Below are 20,561 nucleotides of genomic sequence, written 5' to 3'. Positions count from 1 at the left end.
GGGCGAATCTATTGGCACAACAAACTATGTATCCAGCGATAGCCAATTCGCCGGGAACTGAGCTATCAGCGGCACTCACGGCAGCAGCTACTACAATAGCTGTGGTAGATGCAACAAAGCTACCAACAGCCCCAAACGTGTTTACAATCGGCACTGATGAGAGTTCAGAGACGATTCTTTATACGGGGAAGTCGGGGAATTCCTTAACTGGGTGTACGCGGGGATTTGATGGAACGACGTCAAAGGCTTGGGCTATTGGTTCGAAGGTTGCCCGTTATTACACCGCCTACGATCACGAAACATTTCGCAAAAACCTAACGGACCTTTCCGGAGTAACCTCGGAATCAACAACTGATATCGTTCTATCAGCTGGTCAGCAAATTCTAAACGCAACAAAGAACGCTAGACTACAAGGATTAAAGGTACAGGGTAGGACGTTGATAGATTTACTTGGTGGGGCTGGGAGTGGAGAGAGTTTAACGGGATGGTCTGTGTCCGGCGGGGCTTCAATTTCAACTGAAATGCTAAAGAGCGGAGTGTCATCTTTTAAATTTACATCCACGTCCGCAGCCGCTTATATAATTCGGGATTTTCCGGTTAGTCTAGATAGCACTAAATATTATATCCTCGCTTGCTGGGTTTATATCCAGTCATATACTAGCGGAACGATTAGAGTTACGTTGAGAGACTACAACACGGTAACAACGAGGTACACTGCAAATGCAGATACATCAATTACGGGGAAGTGGCAATTAATATATCTTAAAGTGCCTATCTCAAATACATTGGTGGGTAGTGGGTTCCGCGTTATTGCTGGAATGGAAGTACCACCTGTAGCAGCTACAGTTTATATTGATGAGGTCCGCCTATACGCCGTATCTGCAGCAGACTACGCAGCTATTGGAACCACAATCACAGGTGAAGCTATTGATCGCCTCTTACCTTATGTACCTCCAGGTATTAATGGAGTAGATGGGTTATATGTACGGAGATATGGACGTAATCTGTTGCCACCATTTACAGATAAGGCATGGTCGTTTAACCCGAACGCTAAGGCAAACGGACCATATCAGAGCGTGTTAACAGCTACTGCTGAGTGGCAAGCAATCAGTTGTGCTGTTCCTGTAATGCCTGGGAAAACGTACTATTTAAGTATTGAGGGTATAACGGCTAATAGTGGGGCAGTAGGAAGTTATTTGGATAGTAACAAAAAGAATGACTTAGCTGTTCTTAGTGGTGGATGGATTCAAAATCAGCCACTTACTGTACCAGAGGGTTATTACTATATATTAATAAATTTGGCAAGTAACCAGATAGGGACATACAACTTCAACAATCCACAACTCGAACTAGGCAGTGTCGCTACACCATTCCAGCCTCGTGAAGACAGCCTTATCGCCCTTGGTGGAGTAGAGTTACACGCTAACCCAAATGACGGCAGCGATCCGGATATACTGTGTGAGGTTAACGGACGGTATGAGGTAACGAGGTTATGGCGTAAATCCAATCTTGTGGGTGACTGGTCGTGGTTATTCGATACGAATTACACAGGTTTCAAACGTGTACGCGTTATTTTACCAACTTCTAGTGGCATAAACGCATCAGAACGAGTGACTAAGTATAACGGATACCCTTTATATCCTTCAGCGGGTGTTTATTCAGCTGCTGATCAATCAACGCTTTACAATGGCGTATTATACATTACTATTGCCAACACAGACTCCGGTTGGGGAGACTCCTACACTCCTACACCTGACGAAATTAAGGCTTATTTTAATGGCTGGCGGATGTACAACGGCGCTAGTGGAGTGGCTACAAATCCATATAACGGTACGGCCGGACAAACAAAAGGATGGGTCGAGATTTTGAGTGCTGGCAATCCGGTAGGAGTATTACCAACAACAATACCTTCGGGCTGGACACCGTATCAACTTCTATACCGTCTAGCAACACCGACCACGGAGACGGTACAAGAGGATGGCGCTCTTTCTCTGCTCGAAGGCGATAACTTTATCGAGGTAGGCAGTGGTTATATATCGAGGGAGCCTGCGAGACCAAAGAAAAATGCTCTATCAGACGTATACTACATTGGACTCAATGACGCGGGTAATGGAGGAGATTCGAACCTTAAAAAACGTGCCTCCGAAATTAAACAAGTATTTAAAAATGGTCTGCCTGATTTTTGGAATATTGATAAGTTAGCAGACGGTACATGTTATGCATGGACGGATAATTACGATACAGCTGCTACCTACAGCGTCTCTTACATCAAACTGGATAAATCACCAGTACCTTCGGTATCAGGAGCGTACGCCGCCACTGAGAAGATGCAAATTCATGATTTAACAGATGCAGTGACAGAGATAAGCTCAACCGTTAGTGTGTTAGCTGCCAAGAAAGCGGAGAAGGATGCAGGGCCTTGGATTACACCGTCCGCAGTGCTAAGCGGATTTACTGCCTTCGATTTAGCTTATCGCGTGAATAAAGGATTTATTGAATTTCGTGGGTACGTATATTACAACATTACTGACGTACCAGCGGGTACAAAGATTTTTAATTTGCCGACGCAGTTTCGACCTGTGCGAATCACTAGAATGCTTACATCCTCATGGACATCAAAAGTAGATCCAACAGCTAGCGCAGTGGCTGTAAGTTTAAATGGAGATATAACAACAGAGGTCAACGTAAAGCAAAATATAATATTTGATGGTCTACGGTTTCCGTTAGATTAAAGGAGGGATATCATGAGAAAGGCAGTGCCGAAAGTAGACCTAAACGGACTGTATATAGAAGATGTGGAACCGGACGACTCATTAACAGGGGTCGTCCCTATTTATGCCCAGCCAGTGCGGGAAGAAGCGCCAGATCCGCCGGAAGACAGGAAGATCGAAGATGAGGCGGACGTATCCGAAGAACCAGAACAGCCAAGAGAGATCATCGGTTATCTCGTAGGCATTCCGTTGCCGACCGGGTTGTATCATCCGCGATTTGATCTATTAGCATGGGAAGCATATCAGGACGCTGTACTAGAGGCACAGAGTGACTATGTAGATGCAATGCATGATTGGCGGGAACAATTGGCAGAAGGCGAGGAACAAGGCGAGCAGCCTATTTATACGCCACCTACGATGCCATATAACCTATGGATTGAGGGCTTAACGCCAGAAGAGATTGCAGAAAGGACAAAGCCTGGGGAACATACAGAAGTTGAAAAGCTGAAGTTTGAAAATGAAGCTTTAAAGAAGCTGATCGAAGACAAAGATCGGGAGAACAAAAATGCACTTTTTGAAATTTATTCTATCCTGTTAGGCGGTGAGTGACGTTGAACGTCATCAGCCGCCTTTTATTATGGCTATTACTGAAGTCCGAGAAAGGAGGTGGAATACAAATGATTATCGTTATGGCATCGCTCATTATCTATGGAGATATTACAATTGCTCAAGTTCCAACTGGCTCCAAGATTGCTGTAAAAGCGCGTCTTGAGACTCTTGGTTACGATGAGACTGGCACGCCGTTGAAAACAGAAGAATAAATATTACTGGCGCCCATTGAGGCGTTTTTATTTAGCCCTCGGATCTGATCCGGGGGCTATTTATATTGAGGGGGAAACGGGTGTGGAGCCTACAACAATCGTAGCAATGATTGCGGCAGTAAGTGGGATTGTCTTGGGCTGGATGGGGAAAACCCAAGCATTTAAAAAGGATGTTGCACAAGAGGCTGGTAATGGTGCGTCACTTCGTACTGACGTTGAGTATATCAAGCGGGGCGTCGATGATATGCGGCTAGAGCAGCGAGCACAAGGGCAGAGATTTGATTTACTTTCAGAGCGCGTGACTCGTATTGAAGAAGCTTCTAAGTCGTATCACAAGCGGCTTGACCGATTTGAAGAAAATAGAAGAGGTGATTCGTAATGGAATGGAATGCAGTTATGGAGTTTATTAATCCCGAATTAATGGCTGTCGTTGTAGCTTGTTGGATCATAGGCTATGTTTTGAAAAAAACGCCGAAAGTGCCAGATTGGAGTATTGTATACATCGTTACGCTGATGGCCATCGTATTTGCTGTACTGATGTTAGGGTTTGTCATTACAAGCTTTATACAAGGCATCCTATGTGGTGCTGTAGCTGTATATGGTAACCAACTGGTCAAGCAGTCTCGTAAAGCGGGTGATGAGTAATGAGTCGCAAAATTTCGCAAGTGGGAATTTCCCTTATCAAGTCTTTTGAGGGCTGCCGATTGAAGGCATACAAGCCGGTTCCGACCGAACAATATTGGACTATCGGCTGGGGCCACTATGGCCCTGATGTTACCGAGGGAATGACTATCACGCAGGCTAAGGCTGACAGTATGCTTGTAACTGATCTGGCAAAGTATGAGTCGTTTGTAAATGATCCAGTCTATGTGCCGGTTACAGCATGGCTCAATCAAAATCAATTTGATGCACTCACAAGTTTTTGCTACAACTGTGGTAATGGCAGCCTTAAGCAGCTATGCAAGGGTCGGACGATTGCAGAGATCGCCCAAAACATCACAAAGTACAACAAGGGTGGCGGCAACGTCTTGGCTGGTCTAGTGAGACGACGTAAGGCGGAACTCGATCTGTACAATAAAGCAGACGTATCAATCAAAGAATTCGAAAAATCCAAGGAGGACGACACTTTGGAACTGACAAATTATCAATGGACAACGCTACGCACTCAAGTTAAGGCACTGCTGGACGCTAAGACGATCTCGGATACATCTTGGTTAACTAAGATCGACAAAAAGACATTGACGACATCAGAGCTTGCCTGGCTGTCTTTTATTGTTGCCAAGAAATAACTAGGCCCCTATAAAGTGTAATCGTAAAAGCCCCACTAACCTAAATACAGGTCGGTAGGGCTTATTTTATTTTCAGGGAAAGGAGCGTGTCTATGTTTAATAGAGGATCATTTAACCGCATTGCCTTTAACCGTGAATTTTCAGTATTTGTGTTCGGAAGTGCTGTCCTGCGTGGTGATGGCAATCTGAAAGCTGGAGCAAACATCATTGCAACTGGATCAGCGGCTCTACATGGTGAGGGAGGATTGAAAGCGACATTTGTACGGGAGATTAGTTTCGCTGCCAAGATGACCGGAGAGGGCGGCATGAAAGCTACGTTTATCCGGGAACGTCTACACCAAGCCATCATGCACGGTATTGGTACGCTAACCGCAAACGGGAGCCGGTACCACATGGACGAGATCATATTCACAGGATCATTTGCTCCTGGTGATCGCATAGTTATTGATTCTAAAAATCTCACGTTTACCAAAAACGGACAGAACGCCCTGCACATGATGGATGGGGATTTCTTCGACCTTAACCTTGGCAATAACAACATTGTCTACACAGACCCAGCAACTGGCCGTGAGATATTAATCCGGATTACACACCGGGATAAATTCATATAGGAGGAATCTAGATGCCTAAAGCACCAGTAACAATTTATGACGCTCAGATGCGGCGTGTGGCTTTACTTGAGAACGCATTTAACATCGAATACAGCATGCCACTTAACTCGTTATGGACAGCTGCCTTCAGCTTACCGGGAGACGATTCCAAGAACGCAGAGTGTAAGCCGTTTTACTTCGTAGAACTATATGACAATAACGAGCGAGTGGAGTTATTCCGCATCGTTCCAAATACCATGAATAGGAATCAAAGTGGTCCAGTTATCAAATATGAGTGTGAGCATGTACTGGCTACCTTGCTGAATGACGTATTATTTCAATCTCATACAGTTGGTAATTTGGGCGTGTACACAGCTCAAGTAATTCAGTACATCCTTTCCAAGCAGGTGGTACCACGTTGGAAACTTGGAACAGTCGGGTTCGGTCGGCAGTTTGAATACAATTGGGAAAACGATACACTGCTCGGGGCGCTGTTCAGTGTGCCAAAACCGTTTGATTCAGAATATCAATGGACTTGGGACACCACATCATTTCCATGGACTCTGAACCTTGTGGAGCCAAACGAAGAGGTTACGGCTTATATCAGGTACGGGGTTAACATGACTGAGATTGAAAAAGTAGTGGATCCGACTAATCTTTGTACTCGGCTATATGGTCTTGGATTCGGTGAAGGTGTTAATCAACTGACATTTGCAGATATCAACGGAGGGTTACCTTATATAGAAGATGCAGCAGCTCAAGCTGAGCACGGTATACTTTCATCCATCTTTGTAGATAGACGCTTTGAATATGCAGAGACACTGCTTGCACGATGTCAGACGCTGCTTAATGAGCTCAAGGTTCCGCGTATCTCCTATGGTGTTGGCGCTTCTGAAATCCACCGACTTACTGGACAGCAAATATATAAGTTTAAGACCGGTGCGAGAATCAGAGTGAAGGATGACGAGCTTGGAGAGGACTTTATTGCTCGGGTTGTTAATGTTGGTAAAGGGGATATGATCGGAGCTCCCGGTGATGTTCAGATCGAGATCGCCAACCGAACAGAGGATATAGCTGGAAGCATTGCGGACTTACAGAACAGGCAGCACATAAACGATTCTTATGCTCAAGGGGCTACAAATCTTGATACACGGGACTTTGCAGATAACGCAGATCCTACGCACCCAGCTATCCTGAAGTTCTATGTACCTGAGGAGACTGCACGGATTAACAAGGTCATGTTGTCATTTCAGGTGGAAGCGTTTCGGGCTTATAGTAAGGCGATAGCCTCAGCCCCGTCAGTATCTTCCGGTCCAAGCAGTACACAAACAGCAGGACCAAGTACCAGACAAACAGCTGGGCCGAGCTCAAGGGAGACAGCGGGTCCTAGCAGTACAGAAACAACAGCGGCAGGCGGTCAAACGACATCGGGGTCTAGCAGCAGACTAACTACAGCTGCTGGAGGTGGGGTTATCAACACAAGAACAGGGGCTTATAAACTTGATCCGGGTTTTGCCCCCGACCCAACAACTTACGATGGAGGACATAATCATGGTGTGGCGAACGGTACGCAGTTGGCGACCTCAGGTGGTGGATTTGTGACATGGGTGGTTCACGCTGGACATACTCATTCTCCGGCAATGCATGCTCATTTAATAGATTTGCCTGATCATACCCACGATATGAATCACACTCATGAAATCAACTCGCATACTCATAACATGGAGCACACGCACGACATGGATCATACCCACGATATGAGTCACACTCACAATATGGAACACACTCACCAAATACCAGCGCATACGCATGGTATCGAGTATGGAATTTATTCGGGTCCTATTCCAACGTCTTTACAAATAACAGTAGATGGAAATGTTATTCCGTTTAACGGGACCAGCGGGGAAGAAATCGACATCATTCCATATCTCAGTAAGGATGGAAGCGGGAAGGTTGAACGAGGGAAATTCCACGAATTAAAAATAGCCCCAGACAGTCTGGGGCGTGTAGTAGCTACTGTAGTTTCTCAGATATTTGTGGCTTCGAGAGGTGGAGGGAATTATTAGAAGGAAATTCCTAAGTAGGAAGCAGATTCTTTAGAGAGATATATAGTGCCATCTTTAACGACAGCGGTATGCAAACCATCAACACTCGTATATTGGTCGTTCACCAATTGTCCAGGCATAGAGAAAATAATTTTCTTGTCTCCGAGCTCAAAAGTGATGTCTCTTATTTTTCCAGAATCTGCCGATACATCGACAGCATGATCCTCAACTAATTTCTTGGCAGAGATCCATTCACCTGAATCAATGCTGTTTTCAACTTGGGATTCGTTCACTGTATTTCCTCCTTTCGACTTAAGATCGATGGATTTTTTCGTGTTGTCATACTCCAGCCCGTAACCTGTTATTTCAGCCACTTCGCGTACTGGTAGATATGTAGTGCCTTTATATACAAGTGGATCATTCTTAAGTGTTTGCTTCTGACCATCGACTGAAAACGTGAATTTTGCAAGGGCAGCCTGAACAGTCTGGGTGGTTGCAGCTGCGGCCATTCCTGCCGAACCGATTAACATGCCGGCAACTAATCCGATGATTGCTTTCTTCAAGATACTCAGCTCCTTTAATTTCATATTACCATATATTACGGTAAATGATGGGAGAAGGTTTATACCAAATATCAGGAGGTTTTAAGAATGGAGACAGCGGAAGATTTGAAGAAACTCTATGAGATAATAAAGGCAGCAGAGAAACAGTTGGAATTCCATTTCAAGGACTCCGAATATAGACCAAGCATAAGTATGATGAGAAGGGACGGTGCATATGATCATGGGAGGCTGGCATTTGCTTTAGGAATGCACAGTACGAGAAACCATAGCCTTGGATCATTTGATTTTCAGAAAGATGGAAAAGCAGTGATCGACATGAATAAGCTCATTTAAATCAGTCTGGCAGCATTCTTCGACTTTTCGACTAATTAAATTTTACTAATTATTATAAAAAGCAGGGATATTGCACTCATCTGTTGAACAGACATTTACAACCTTCATCATAGATTAGGAGATGGGTGCAATTAAACCTATAATTAAGTTTGTTGTTTTTTGCCAACAGATAACTGAGAATAACTTAGAGGGCATCGGTATAACCTCTCATCTGATTGAGCCTTTTTTATTTTTGAAAATTCCGTTATTGCCTAAAAAAATGAGCTTCGCTATATCTATTGGCATCTCTGTTTTCGATAACTCGGAATATGAATTGAAGTTGGAGTTTATTTCTCCAGATAGCGGAGATAAATTCGAGATGGCAGGAAAAATAGTTTTTCCGAAGTTAAGCAAAGAAGGAGGATCGCTTTTATCGATTGAAATAACAGATTATGAATTTAGGGATAGCGGAGAATACATATTAAAGCTTTACATAAACGGAGAATTATTGAATACTCAGAGCCTTAACGTATATACTGTAGAGGAGGACGGAAATGTCTAATTTATATGATTTCAAGGCCCGTTCCACCTCTGATACAGGAGGAACGCGGACAACGGTTGTTGCAAGGAACATTAAAACTACTGATGGGGGAGGCGGAGGGGGCATGGACGATATTCTCAGAAGATTAGAACGTGTTGAAAAAGAACTAAGTGAAAAACCCTCCAAATCTGACTTAGAGAATTCGGAACTTAAAATAAAATTAGAATTAAAAGACCAGACTTCTGAACTTAAGGAAGCTATACAAAACAGTATCCGAGATATCCCAAAAGAAGATAAAATAAAGAGTATAATCGATGAAAAGAGCAAAGGACTCGACCTTGCAACAAATACTTATGTAAGAGAACAAGTCCATAAATCAAATTCCGCTTTATTCAAGTGGATTATTGGAATAGCGGTAAGCATAGCTCTTGTTTTTATCAGACAGTTATTTTCATAAAGTATCGACAAAAACCCGCAACCTTTAATGGTTTACGGGTTTTTTGCGTTATTTTAATAAATTAGAATCATTGCCCAAAACGCTTATAGCAGTTATAATGCAAACAAATGTTCTTATTTTTGGAGGTGTTATTCTTGCTTAGTGATACAGCTCGGAAGTTGCTTATGATTATGACCCACTCAGCGAATCATCACGCCCACATGCCATCTTTGCCAGAGCTCGAAAGGTTGAGTGGACGCATGCCTGTACCAATTAAAGCAGCATTACAGGAACTGGTTGAAGAAAATTATATCGAGTGGAATCAACACACGCCGCCTGAAACAGCGGTTATAATCGAGGGGTGGGAAAGACCTGATTCTCGGTTTAAAAGGCGAGATGGAGAACCACGGGATATAGAACGGGGAGTAGATGGCGGCAATATTGATTACTGGACAAAATATTAAATCAAAAACCGCTAGCCTTATTGGTCAGCGGTTTTTGATGTTCACCGGATACAACAAGTATCCCCCTTGCTATACGAATATGGTCTTAATTGTTAAAGTTTGTATTTAATTACCGAAAGTTATTTCGACAATTAGCGACAGTATTTTCCAGAGGAAAATACTAATATATTCGAATAGGTTATCTTATTTTAAATTAGAAATGGAGTTGATTTCATTAGATTGAGATGGTGATTCTATAGTTATAGCTATATAAACCTTTGGGAGAGCCGACCGGCTCAGTGCAACAGCATTAGCTCATACAAATCTTCCATTTGACAGCCAAGCACGTAAGAGATTGTGGCAGCTGCGTCATAAGACATCATTTCTCGATTATTAACCCAGTTCGATATCTGTTGTGGAGAATATTCAGTCCTACGAGATAACTCTGCTTGTGTCATTTTGGTTTTAGCTAATAGGTATCGCAGTCGGCATCTCCCGCGGGAGAGCTTCACTCGACATTTTCTCCTTTAGAGGTTTACTTCGAGCGAATTATAACACACTACTTAAATGGGGGCGACTAAAAGTGAAATTTTTTGATATTAACGATTTATCACTTATTGCTAGATTAAAATCTGAGATCATGTTTTTGATTGGGCAATTAGAAAATGAAGACGACAATTTCAGCAAAGAAGAGGCTGCAAAGGAATTACGGAATATCGTTATTGATATTTTTGATTTCGAGAAAGGGATAACTGAAGAATACATCTCGAAGCAATAAAAATTCGATATATATCCACCCTTTTCCCACACTCTTCCCACGGTGAATAAAAATGCTATTGGTTTTTGATGTTTTTATGGGTCGTTAATGATACAAAATGAATGAGTGAAAACCGCGACGTAAAGGGAATGTGATTGTCTATGGTTTTATTGATACAATAAGTATTAAACCTATCCGATGTATGATTTTGCCCATCCTATACAAGATGCTATCGAAGGGATTACGTATTCCTTATGCTCGATTGAATTTAAGGATCATCGGCCGCTCTATGAGTGGGTATTGAAGGAGCTGGATATCCCTGAGGCTCCTAAGCAAAGAGAGTTTGGACGGGTGAACATCACCGGAGTTGTGACGAGTAAACGGTATATCAGACAGCTGGTTACAGGCCATTATGTGGATGGCTGGGATGACCCGAGACTTCCTACGCTTCGCGGTTTACGCAGAAGAGGTTTTACGCCGGAGAGTATCCGGAATTTTGTGAAGGAAATTGGCTTTGTCAGAAATAGCACCATTGTGGATATTGCCATGTTAGAGCATGCGCTTAGACAAGATTTGAAGGCAAAGGTTCCAAGTGTGATGGCTGTTCTTAAGCCTTTAAAAGTGGTCATTACTAATTATCCTGAAGATCATAATGAATGGCTGACGATTGAGAATAACAGTGAAGATAAGTCACTTGGAGAAAGAGAGGTTCCTTTTTCACGAACCCTTTATATTGAACAAGAAGATTTCATGGAGGAGCCGCCAAAAGGGTATCACAGGCTGACTATGGGGAACGAAGTAAGGCTGAAGGGTGCTTATTTCATAAAGTGCAATGAAGTAATCAAGGATGAAGTTACCGGAGAAATCCTAGAGCTTCGCTGCACCTATGATCCGAGAACGAAGAGCGGAAGCGGGTTTAATGAACGGAAGGTTAAGGCAACCATTCACTGGGTATCGGCAGACCAGGCTATCAAGGCTGATGTTCATCTATATGAGCGTCTGCTGAAAGATAACGACGGTCCTAAAGAAGACGGTGAGCGCTGGGACGCGTATCTTAATCCAGATTCCTTAACGGTCCTGAAGGATTGTTTGCTGGAGCCATCAATGGGCAACGCAAGGCCAGAAGATAAATTTCAATTGATCCGGCACGGATTTTTCTGTGTGGATAAGAAGTATACCACGGCAGATAAGCTGGTGCTGAACCGGATAGTACCGCTCAAGGACACATGGAAGAAAAATTCATAAGCAGCTTAAGCTGGGCGAAGATCGGGTAATTCCTGATCATCGTCCAGCTTTTTTTGTGCCTAGTCGTTGGTGAACAAGCAAATGAAAATTCCATATGAAACATGTTTACATTTTTCAGAAATAAGCATATACTTTAAATATAAGTTGCACAGGGGAAACTTTCGTGTATATAGACAACTTTTTCAGGGCAAGAGGAGGAATTGAAATGCTCGAACAAACTTTAGTAGAACAACCACATATAAAACAACATAAGAACTCGATTTCAGCACAAGCCGTACTTAACGGGGAGATCAAAGGGATTAAACGATTACTTCCTTTTCTAGGCCCAGCTTTTATCGCTGCTGTTGCTTATCTGGATCCAGGTAATTTTGCCACCAATATTACGGCGGGCTCCAAATATGGATATCTCTTATTGTGGGTGATCGTGGCCTCTAATCTAATGGCTGTGCTAATCCAAGCGTTATCCGCCAAGCTGGGGATTGCGACAGGCAAGAACTTGCCTGAGATCGCTCATGATCGTTTTCCGAAGAGTGTATCTATCTTCTTATGGATTCAAAGTGAGCTAGTGATTATAGCTACGGATCTGGCAGAGTTTATCGGGGCGGCATTAGGACTATATCTCTTATTTGATATTCCCATGCTGCCAGCAGCACTGATTACTGCGGTGGGCTCATTTGCTATCCTAGAGCTGCAACGCCGGGGATATCGCTCCTTAGAGGCAGGGATTGCCGCGATGATCCTTATAGTCGTATTAGCCTTCGCTTTTCAAGTTATTGTAGCTAAACCGGATATGGGAGCAGTTGCCGTAGGCATGTTTACACCTAAGTTTGAAGGGGTGGACAGCATCCTATTGGCCGCAGGAATTCTAGGCGCAACCGTGATGCCACATGCGATTTACCTGCATTCATCACTTACACAGAACCGTATCGTCGGGGTGAATGAATCGGAGAAAAAACAGATTTTCAAATTGGAATTTATAGATATTATTATTGCGATGATTATCGCAGGTGCAGTAAATCTGGCTATGGTTATTGTCTCCGCGGCATTGTTTTTCAAAAATGGTCTCGTGGTTGAGGATCTGGATGTCGCGTTTCAACAATTTGGTCACTTAGCTGGGCCAGTAACGGCGATCTCGTTTGGGTTGGGACTACTCATTGCGGGACTGTCGAGTTCCTCCGTAGGGACTATGGCTGGCGATGTGGTTATGCAAGGCTTCATCAACAAAAGAATTAACCTGTACTTGCGCCGTGCGATTACCATTATTCCGCCACTAGCGATCATTGGTTTTGGTGTGAATCCAACCAAAGCACTCGTGATCAGTCAGGTGATCCTGTCCTTTGGGATTGCGTTCGCGTTGATTCCGCTGGTTGTGTTTACAAGCAATCGCCAGATTATGGGCGGGTTAGTGAATCGCAAAATGACAGCCACTCTGGGCTGGATTATCTCCGGTCTGGTTGTCTCGTTGAACTTGTTCTTGGTCTATCAAATGCTCGTATAAGGAAGCAGTCAAAAGAGCCCGACCCACAGATCTCCTCAGATCATACCTGAGAGATACATGGGTCGGGCTTTTTTTGGAGTGTTGTTCCAGCCAGTTATTTAAAATAATCCGCAACGCCTTCAGCGATGGCTTTAGCCGCTTTTTTCTGATAGGAGGCCTTGCGGACAATGGACTCGTCTGTAGGATTGGTAAGGAATCCAAGCTCAACCAAGGTAGCTGGAATCCGATTCTCCCTTAGGATGTGATAATCGCCAAAGGACAACCCGTTGCTTTTCAGACCGATGCCTTGCCCCAGCCGGGTTTCAATCGCCCGCGCCAGCTTCAAATCATCCGCTTCTGAATAAAAGAAGGTCAACGTTCCGGATACATTTTTAGGTGAAGAATTATAATGAACGCTTACAAAAGCATCAGCACGCAGGGCTTGGCTCATCTGAACACGACGAGCTAACGTCGGCTTCTGATCGTCTCGGGTGCGCGTCATCTCTACCCGTGCTCCTTTAGCAACAAGAGCATCGCGGACATAAAGTGCAGTATGCAGATTCAAATCTTTTTCCATGGTGTTATATGTAGTGCCAAGCATGCCCGGATCACTGCCGCCATGACCAGGATCGATGACGATCAGCTTTCCTCGTAGTCCGCCTTTATGCTGGACGGTGCTTATGCTGCTTGTACTGCTTGATGTGCTTCCACTTCGGATATACTGCTCTGCCACCCAACCGGTTTCACCGCTGACTGTGCGAATTCGAGCCCAGCCGTTCTGATGAAGAAGGAGAGTGACTGTATCCTTGACTTTTAAAGAACCGAGCACCTTATATTGTGTTCCTGGGCCACTTCGGATGCGCAGAGAATCAGCCGTGACTGTAGCCTTTGAAGTTCTACTAGAAGCATTGGCTGATGTTGACGAGGCAGTATTGGTTTTAGAAGCAATAGACGTTCCAGAAGCGCTGGATTGCAGGGAGTTTCTGTTCACCTTTTTTAGGTAATAACCCGCGACCCAGCCAGAGGTGCTCCCCGCTTTAACCTCTAACCATCCGTGCTGCTCATCAGTCACAGTAACCCGAGCCCCATTCTTAATTGATCCTACAACAGTTGCATTCTTAGCCGGTTCATCGCGTACATTTAAAGAACTCGCATATACCTGTGCGGTATAACTTCCCGCTGCTGTCTTTGCTTCAGCAGACTGTGGCGCTGCTATACCCAAAAGGCAAGCTGTGAGCAGGGTGACACCTATCATTTTGTTCATAGTATCCTCGCTTTTTGAGAGTAGTCGTAATTCCTTACCCAATTTACGAGGTTTAGAATAATATTTTTTGAGAATATGGCCTCTTTTCTGGTGGTCTAAAGACTTGTATAATTATTACATATCGGGAAAGAGGATGAAGGAGCATTGCCGTGACTAAACCAAAGCTATTCATTGGATCTTCCAGGGAGTCTATACGTTATGCAAGAGCGATTCATGAGCAGCTGAAGAGGGATGCTGAAGTGCATCCTTGGTATGCCAACGCTTTTCGGGCGAATGAATACACTATGGAGGCGTTGGAGCGAAATTTGGATGAGAGCGATTTTGCCGTATTTGTGTTCTCGCCAGATGATGTCGCCAAAATCCGTGGTAAATATTATTATGTGACCCGCGATAATACGGGGTTTGAAATGGGTTTGTTTTGGGCTAGATTACGGCGCAGCCGTGTTTTTTGTCTAGTGCCTGATCAGGTAACTGCGCGTGATGATCTCATCCCTGGAGAAAATGTAGAAGAATATCATCTGCTATCTGATTTAGCGGGAATTACATCTTTAGAGTATGAAGTGCATCACGATAATCCTACGGCTGCTGTGGATGTGAGCTGTGGTAAGATTATTGATAGTATTCAAGAACGTGGAAGATTCCGTGACCCGCTTAAAGATTTAGAGCAGCTAAAGATGGATTTAAGGCGCAAAGAAAGTATCCTTCATTTTTTTTGGCAATATAATAGTAATGTGACCATCTCCGAGAATGGAGATAAATATCACGCACTTAGTGAGGCGATACGCAATTCCTTTTTACCTCCGAAGCATTGTCGTGTAATCGGTGCAGCCATCTGGCAGGCACAAGAGAAGGAACAACTTGTTCAGGTGGGGGGGAATGTCGGACGTGGTCACTCCTATCCCTTGTCTGTAACGAAAGGGAATGAGAAGCAGCCTAGTGTGGTAGATGCATTTTTATCGAGTAAATGGACTTTTTTTCAACGCACGGAAGTTGCAGAGGTATATATCCTATGCTATCCTCTAGGTAAGAAGTATGTTCTTTCCGTTCATTTCTCAGGAAGTGATGGATTATCTGCAGATGATCTTAAGGCGGTAGTTGGGAATAATCAGGATTTATTCCGTACCATCAATCATTTAGTAGGAGAGGATTCAGCATGAAGAGAATAAAAGGTATTAACAGCTTATCCGATGCTGTTCTCCGATCTGCGAGTGGTGGGAGCAGGAGTGCAGGCGGCGATGACAAAAGCACCAAAAGAAAAGCAGGCTCGAGTCATTCTGCTCAGCAGCCAGCTTCAGCTCAGATTTATACTGCACCTTCTTTGGACGGCGGAGACGACGAATATAAGAAGCTTATCAGCGGGAAAGTAGATAATAATAAACCATCCTTTGCGTGATTTTTTTTATAAAAAGGGGGCCTCAGCCGTTGGCTTGAGGGCCCCTTTTTGGTATTCCATTCTAACGGCTGTTCTTCTTGGCGATCTCACGCCGTACTACAGGTGCAACCTCTGTTGCCAAAAGTTCAATGGCTTTGGCTACCTGAGCGTAAGGAAGGCCGCCGATATCGAGCTGAGTCATAAAGCGGCTATGACCGAACAGCTCATGCTGATAGAGAATTTTTTCGATAATTTGCTGTGGGCTGCCCACAGCCATCGTGTTATCAGCAGATACATATTGCCCAAAGTCATCACGAGACACCTTGTACTCTTGACCCGGTTTTGGACTGATAGAGTTACGGTAACTATAGTAGTAAGGGTAATATTCATCTAACGCCTGCTGTGAGGTTTCAGCAATGTAGCCGTGGCTAGTGATCGCAATCTTTAGATCCTCAGGTGGATGTCCTGCTTGAATTCCGGCACGCCGATAGGTTGCGGCAAGCTCTTGAAAAGGCTCTGGACTGCCGCTTAGGATGGCGATAGCCATTCCGGTCCCGAGCATTCCGGCCTTCTCCGCGCTTTCTGGAGAACCGCCTACACCAATCCAGAGCGGAAGATTCTCCTGTAATGGACGTGGAGCAATCTCCGAATCCTTCAGCGATGAACGGAAGGAGCCCTCCCAGTTCATAACTTCATGTTTGTTAAGCTCCAAGAGTAAATTGATATTCTCGGAGAATAGACGGTGATAATCTTCAAGCTCATACCCGAAGAGTGGAAAAGACTCCACAAAAGCACCACGCCCCGCAATAATCTCTGCACGTCCATTCGACAGCAAATCAAGTGTGGCGAAATCCTCGAACACCCGTACAGGATCAATGGTGCTTAATACGGTTGTTGCGCTCGTTAGTTTAATTCTGTTAGTAACCTGAGAAATGGCAGCCAGCACCACTGGCACCGAAGAAATTACAAAATCAAGACGATGATGCTCACCTACACCAAATACATCAAGTCCCGCCTCATCTGCCAGCTTAGCTGCAGCTACAACTTCGTCGAGACGTTGTTTTGGACTGATCTTCTTCCCTGTATGACAATCCGCTACGATGTCTCCTAAGGTATAGATACCAAATTCAAAATCGGATGCTGGTGCTGCCGTTGCTTCGTTACTCATGCTCACAAACCCCTTGTTATTCATATATTTGCTAAAGCCTGTCCGTGTATGGAGGAATGTGATTATTATAACACAATGACTTACAAAATGTAAGTTTGTGAGTAAATGTTTTGAATTCTTCTGTTGTTTTTGACAAAATGGAATAATAATCCATAAGGATTATGTCCTGCTCGTCCAATATTATTATATTTGATTTTAAGAAGCTATCCAAATGAGGCAGTTACTTATATAAGGAGGAGTTTGGTGGTGAGAGGAACAATATTGAAATCTTATCTTCGTACTGCAGTTATTGGTTTAGGGGTATTGCTTATGGTAAATCCGGTACAAGCAGCTGCGGTTGATCCACACACCTCTTTTATAGGCTCGAATGGTGATGATTACTATGCAAACCTGCCTGCTGCGAAGGTTGAATGGTCAACAACAATGGATTTGCCAGCTTTGAAAGATGTGCCGTCGGATTATATCATGGGTAAGGGTGTTGTTGCAGTTGGCGCGGGCAAAGCTTTTGTCCTTCAAAAGAGTCAGCTTTTAGCGATTAACGTCCAGACTGGAAAAGTAATGTGGAAATACGGCTCCAAATTAACAACGCCGCTGCTCTATCAGGATGGCGTGGCTTACGTCACTTCGGAGGCAGGTACGATCTATGCAGTTAACGCGGCTACGGGCAAAAATAAATGGAGCTCATCGGCAACCAGTAAAGGTGTCAGTAAATTGTTAATTGATAAAGAGCAGCTATTCGCTGCTAATGGCGATATTCAAGCCTACAATCTGAAAGATGGCAAGTTGCAGTGGCGCGATAATTTCAGCGAAATGCTGTTTGAACCATTTATGGTTGAGGGGAATCTGGTGCTAGCTCAAAACTCAGAATCCGGAGCGTATACGTATGATATTTTACATGCGTTTGATCGAACAACAGGTAAAGAGCTTTGGAATAGTGGTAATCATAGTCTTCCGATTGCAGCAGACGGGACTACGCTTATCTCACAACGGGAAGCTACATTGGTAGACCCTCTTCCTTTGACGACACTCGATCATTTGGATGTGAAGACAGGTAAGCTTGTAAAGGCTGTAGAGTATAACCCCACTCATATAGATCCTAATCATCCGAAACCAGAAGAAGAATATATGACTAGCGGAGGCAGAGCCTGGATCATTGGGGACAGGATATATATTGGGGGACAAAAAGGAGTCTATGGCTACCCAGTAAATGTTGATCCAGCTGCCGTAACACGAGATAATTATTCGTATGAATCCATCGGAGCTAAGTTATCCTACGCGGCGGGTCCTTATGATGGAAGAATTCTTTTTAGTAACGAACAGAGCATCTATGGTGTTAAAATGTCTAATAAATCTGTGTTCCAGTACGGAGGAATCAGCAATCCGATTGCCCGCTTCGATCTGCTCGGACATGGCATGTATGTTGCCCAGACCGATGGGAAATTGGTTGCTATTGATCTAATTACCGCCAAACCTATCGTGCAGCTCAAAACATCAGGTAGAGTATTCGGCCCAACCTTGCTGGAGGATGGGATGATTATTGTGCAGAGTAAAGGGAAGTTAACTGCTTTCAAGGAGCCTCAGGCTCTGAAAATGAAATAATCGAATCTACAACGGCTCTCCGATAAACATCCGGCAGAGTCGTTTTTTAGTGGAATGATTCCACAATCCCAGTGCGAAAAATACAAATCTATTTTATGATAATAAGGTTATAGTATGAGTAGACTGTAAGTTAACGAAATTACATAGAAGGACCGAGGGATATTATGGAACAGCAAGCGGTTTGGGCGATAGGCATTTTTCTGCTGATTTATGGACTTATTATTTCCGAAAAGATTCACCGTACCATTCTGGCGATGTTAGGAGCTATCGTCATGATAGCGATGGGCATTGTGGATCAGGAGACGGCATTGCAGCACATCGATTTTAATACTATAGGACTGCTTGTAGGGATGATGATGATTGTAGGGATTACCGCAGAGACGGGGCTCTTTAAATACGCAGCTGTGAAATCAGCTAAGTTGGCGAAGGGGAAGCCGAAGAGAATAATGATTGCTTTGTTTGTGATTACCGCAGTGGCTTCAGCCTTTTTGGATAATGTGACGACAGTGCTGCTTATGGTGCCAGTCACCTTCAGTATTACAAGACAACTGCGCATACATCCGCTGCCTTTTTTGATGTCACAAATTATCGCATCTAATGTAGGCGGAACGGCAACCTTGATCGGAGATCCACCTAATATCATGATTGGCAGTGCGGTTAAGGAGCTGACCTTCATGGCTTTTATTAGCAATCTGACACCCGTGATTATCATCATTGTTTTGGCGTATATCCCGCTGCTGTTATTGATGTTCGGTAAACAAATTAAAACTACACCTGAACTGCAGCAGAGCATCATGGACATGGATGAGAAGGTTATGATTACAGATCATAAGCTGCTGCGAAAATGTTTGATCGTACTGGCAATTACGATTGCCGGGTTCTTTTCACATCAGGCGTTACATTTGGAGTCCGCTACGGTTGCACTGGCTGGTGCATTTTTACTGCTGCTGCTGACCGGAGGGGAACATATGCTGGAAAAAGCTTTTCACAGCGTAGAATGGATTACGATCTTCTTTTTTATCGGACTGTTCGTGTTGGTGTCAGGGCTTGTAGAGACAGGTGTGATTGCAGAGCTGGCAGCAAAAGCGATTGAAATAACGAATGGTGATGTGCTGATGAGCTCAATGATGATTTTATGGGTCAGCGCCATTACCTCGGCATTTCTGGATAATATCCCTTTTGTAGCAACTATGATCCCGCTGATTCAGGAGATGGGCAATATGGGGATCAGCAATTTGGAGCCGTTATGGTGGAGTTTGGCCTTAGGCGCTTGTCTGGGTGGCAATGGCACATTGATTGGTGCGAGTGCTAATTTGATCGTAGCAGGTTTGGCAGGAAAAGAGGGGTACCCGATTACATTCATGAAGTATTTGAAGGTCGGATTTCCTTTAATGCTGTTATCCATTGTGATCTCCAGCGTGTATTTATATTTAAGATATCTGATGTAAGCAGCGTTGCTAAGAGCCGGGGGAGCGATATGCTTGAAGTGATATTTTGAAACGGTAGAAGTTGTGGAGGAAGTAGAAGGAGTAGAGGAAGTAGAGGAAGTAGAGGAAGTAGAGGAAGTAGTGGAAGTGGTGGAAGTGGTGGAAGTAGTGGAAGTGGTGGAAGTAGTGGAAGTGGTGGAAATAGAGGAAGTAGTGGGAGTAGAGGGAGTAGATGCAGAAGTATAAGTAACAAGTGGAGGCAAAATGCAGATTTTGAAGCGGTAGACATAGGTTGGAGTGACGGTGGGAGCATATAAGTGTATTTTGTACAGTTATAACTCATCGAATAAATTGTCCCCAAAAAATAGCTGTATTCAGTACACTTATTTTCATGATTTCCTCAGCTAAAGGTGATTTTTCTGGATTTTAATTGTATAGAATACAGTTATATTCAGGACAACCCCTTTTTTATACGAAATAAGTGTACAGAATGCAACTAAA

23 protein-coding genes and 1 pseudogene are annotated in these 20,561 nt (G+C 43.9%); 20 read left to right on the top strand and 4 right to left on the bottom strand.

Features of this window, described 5'->3' with window-relative positions:
* Positions 1-11: 11 nt before the first annotated feature.
* The 8 genes from NYE58_RS31755 (at position 12) to NYE58_RS31720 (ending at position 7,477) form a co-directional block, all read left to right on the top strand.
* The gene (locus NYE58_RS31755) at positions 12-2,732 is read left to right on the top strand and encodes a hypothetical protein (protein WP_341003887.1); all 2,721 of its coding nucleotides are present in this window, start codon (positions 12-14) and stop codon (positions 2,730-2,732) included.
* A gap of 12 nt (positions 2,733-2,744) precedes the next feature.
* On the top strand, positions 2,745-3,320 hold the full coding sequence (locus tag NYE58_RS31750) for a hypothetical protein (RefSeq protein ID WP_341003886.1): 576 nt from the start codon (positions 2,745-2,747) through the stop codon (positions 3,318-3,320).
* A gap of 68 nt (positions 3,321-3,388) precedes the next feature.
* A complete protein-coding gene (locus tag NYE58_RS31745) occupies positions 3,389-3,532 on the top strand; it encodes a hypothetical protein (RefSeq protein ID WP_341003885.1) in 144 nt (47 codons plus the stop codon).
* Between the two features lie 82 nt (positions 3,533-3,614).
* Positions 3,615-3,911 carry a hypothetical protein gene (locus tag NYE58_RS31740; RefSeq protein ID WP_076179187.1) on the top strand — a complete coding sequence of 99 codons (297 nt, stop codon included), beginning with the start codon at positions 3,615-3,617 and terminating at the stop codon, positions 3,909-3,911.
* Positions 3,911-4,177 carry a phage holin family protein gene (locus tag NYE58_RS31735; protein ID WP_339815073.1) on the top strand — a complete coding sequence of 89 codons (267 nt, stop codon included), beginning with the start codon at positions 3,911-3,913 and terminating at the stop codon, positions 4,175-4,177. Before NYE58_RS31740 ends, NYE58_RS31735 begins: the two co-directional genes overlap by 1 nt.
* A complete protein-coding gene (locus tag NYE58_RS31730) occupies positions 4,177-4,821 on the top strand; it encodes a lysozyme (protein WP_341003883.1) in 645 nt (214 codons plus the stop codon). The genes NYE58_RS31735 and NYE58_RS31730 overlap by 1 nt, the downstream gene beginning before the upstream one ends.
* A 92-nt stretch (positions 4,822-4,913) precedes the next feature.
* Positions 4,914-5,432, top strand: coding sequence for a phage distal tail protein (locus tag NYE58_RS31725; RefSeq protein ID WP_341003882.1), 519 nt, complete (start codon positions 4,914-4,916; stop codon positions 5,430-5,432).
* Between the two features lie 11 nt (positions 5,433-5,443).
* Complete coding sequence (locus tag NYE58_RS31720) at positions 5,444-7,477, top strand: phage tail spike protein (RefSeq protein WP_341003881.1); 2,034 nt, start codon at positions 5,444-5,446, stop codon at positions 7,475-7,477.
* Here NYE58_RS31720 and NYE58_RS31715 read toward each other — a convergent pair.
* A complete protein-coding gene (locus NYE58_RS31715; protein WP_341003879.1) occupies positions 7,474-8,019 on the bottom strand; it encodes a stalk domain-containing protein in 546 nt (181 codons plus the stop codon). The genes NYE58_RS31720 and NYE58_RS31715 overlap by 4 nt on opposite strands.
* An 87-nt stretch (positions 8,020-8,106) precedes the next feature.
* Here NYE58_RS31715 and NYE58_RS31710 point away from each other — a divergent pair, with 87 nt between their 5' ends.
* The 4 genes from NYE58_RS31710 to NYE58_RS31695 all read left to right on the top strand — a co-directional run bounded on the left by NYE58_RS31710 (position 8,107) and on the right by NYE58_RS31695 (position 9,772).
* Positions 8,107-8,352: a hypothetical protein gene (locus NYE58_RS31710; protein WP_341003877.1), complete on the top strand. Its 246-nt coding sequence runs from the start codon at positions 8,107-8,109 to the stop codon at positions 8,350-8,352.
* A 121-nt stretch (positions 8,353-8,473) separates the two neighbouring features.
* A complete protein-coding gene (locus NYE58_RS31705) occupies positions 8,474-8,893 on the top strand; it encodes a DUF6941 family protein (RefSeq protein WP_341003876.1) in 420 nt (139 codons plus the stop codon).
* Positions 8,886-9,329, top strand: a complete 444-nt coding sequence (locus NYE58_RS31700) for a hypothetical protein (RefSeq protein ID WP_341003875.1) — start codon at positions 8,886-8,888, stop codon at positions 9,327-9,329. The genes NYE58_RS31705 and NYE58_RS31700 overlap by 8 nt, the downstream gene beginning before the upstream one ends.
* Positions 9,330-9,568: 239 nt before the next feature.
* Entirely contained in the window at positions 9,569-9,772 is a 204-nt protein-coding gene (locus NYE58_RS31695; protein ID WP_341003874.1) for a hypothetical protein, read from the top strand.
* Between the two features lie 275 nt (positions 9,773-10,047).
* On the opposite strand, the gene NYE58_RS31690 is transcribed toward NYE58_RS31695, so the two are convergent.
* Positions 10,048-10,263 carry a helix-turn-helix domain-containing protein gene (locus NYE58_RS31690; RefSeq protein ID WP_341003872.1) on the bottom strand — a complete coding sequence of 72 codons (216 nt, stop codon included), beginning with the start codon at positions 10,261-10,263 and terminating at the stop codon, positions 10,048-10,050.
* A 71-nt stretch (positions 10,264-10,334) separates the two neighbouring features.
* Between NYE58_RS31690 and NYE58_RS31685 the strand changes: the two genes are divergently transcribed.
* The 3 genes and pseudogenes from NYE58_RS31685 to NYE58_RS31675 all read left to right on the top strand — a co-directional run bounded on the left by NYE58_RS31685 (position 10,335) and on the right by NYE58_RS31675 (position 13,251).
* A complete protein-coding gene (locus NYE58_RS31685; protein WP_341003871.1) occupies positions 10,335-10,529 on the top strand; it encodes a hypothetical protein in 195 nt (64 codons plus the stop codon).
* Between the two features lie 171 nt (positions 10,530-10,700).
* Positions 10,701-11,753, top strand: a pseudogene (locus tag NYE58_RS31680) (glutamate--tRNA ligase family protein); the annotation flags it as partial.
* A gap of 205 nt (positions 11,754-11,958) precedes the next feature.
* On the top strand, positions 11,959-13,251 hold the full coding sequence (locus NYE58_RS31675; protein ID WP_076219332.1) for an Nramp family divalent metal transporter: 1,293 nt from the start codon (positions 11,959-11,961) through the stop codon (positions 13,249-13,251).
* A 94-nt stretch (positions 13,252-13,345) separates the two neighbouring features.
* Here NYE58_RS31675 and NYE58_RS31670 read toward each other — a convergent pair whose 3' ends face one another.
* A complete protein-coding gene (locus tag NYE58_RS31670; protein ID WP_341003870.1) occupies positions 13,346-14,494 on the bottom strand; it encodes an N-acetylmuramoyl-L-alanine amidase in 1,149 nt (382 codons plus the stop codon).
* A 149-nt stretch (positions 14,495-14,643) separates the two neighbouring features.
* Between NYE58_RS31670 and NYE58_RS31665 the strand changes: the two genes are divergently transcribed.
* Positions 14,644-15,651, top strand: a complete 1,008-nt coding sequence (locus NYE58_RS31665; protein ID WP_175617364.1) for a TIR domain-containing protein — start codon at positions 14,644-14,646, stop codon at positions 15,649-15,651.
* The gene (locus NYE58_RS31660; RefSeq protein ID WP_036680302.1) at positions 15,648-15,887 is read left to right on the top strand and encodes a hypothetical protein; all 240 of its coding nucleotides are present in this window, start codon (positions 15,648-15,650) and stop codon (positions 15,885-15,887) included. Before NYE58_RS31665 ends, NYE58_RS31660 begins: the two co-directional genes overlap by 4 nt.
* 61 nt (positions 15,888-15,948) lie before the next feature.
* Here the strand turns inward: NYE58_RS31660 and NYE58_RS31655 are convergent, their stop codons facing one another.
* Positions 15,949-17,034, bottom strand: a complete 1,086-nt coding sequence (locus tag NYE58_RS31655; protein ID WP_339813261.1) for an LLM class flavin-dependent oxidoreductase — start codon at positions 17,032-17,034, stop codon at positions 15,949-15,951.
* Between the two features lie 246 nt (positions 17,035-17,280).
* Between NYE58_RS31655 and NYE58_RS31650 the strand changes: the two genes are divergently transcribed.
* The 3 genes from NYE58_RS31650 (at position 17,281) to NYE58_RS31640 (ending at position 20,306) form a co-directional block, all read left to right on the top strand.
* Positions 17,281-18,633, top strand: coding sequence for an outer membrane protein assembly factor BamB family protein (locus NYE58_RS31650; RefSeq protein WP_076185458.1), 1,353 nt, complete (start codon positions 17,281-17,283; stop codon positions 18,631-18,633).
* A 164-nt stretch (positions 18,634-18,797) separates the two neighbouring features.
* Positions 18,798-20,081 carry an ArsB/NhaD family transporter gene (locus NYE58_RS31645; protein ID WP_341003866.1) on the top strand — a complete coding sequence of 428 codons (1,284 nt, stop codon included), beginning with the start codon at positions 18,798-18,800 and terminating at the stop codon, positions 20,079-20,081.
* Positions 20,082-20,144: 63 nt separating this feature from the next.
* Positions 20,145-20,306 (top strand): hypothetical protein, encoded by a 162-nt coding sequence (locus NYE58_RS31640; RefSeq protein WP_341003865.1) that lies wholly within the window; start codon positions 20,145-20,147, stop codon positions 20,304-20,306.
* Positions 20,307-20,561: the final 255 nt, after the last annotated feature.

This window comes from Paenibacillus sp. FSL L8-0708 (assembly GCF_038009325.1).
In the GTDB taxonomy this organism is placed as follows: domain Bacteria; phylum Bacillota; class Bacilli; order Paenibacillales; family Paenibacillaceae; genus Paenibacillus_AQ; species Paenibacillus_AQ odorifer.
The sequence above is the reverse complement of the archived record's forward strand: the minus strand, read 5'-3'. Positions and strand labels throughout refer to the sequence as shown.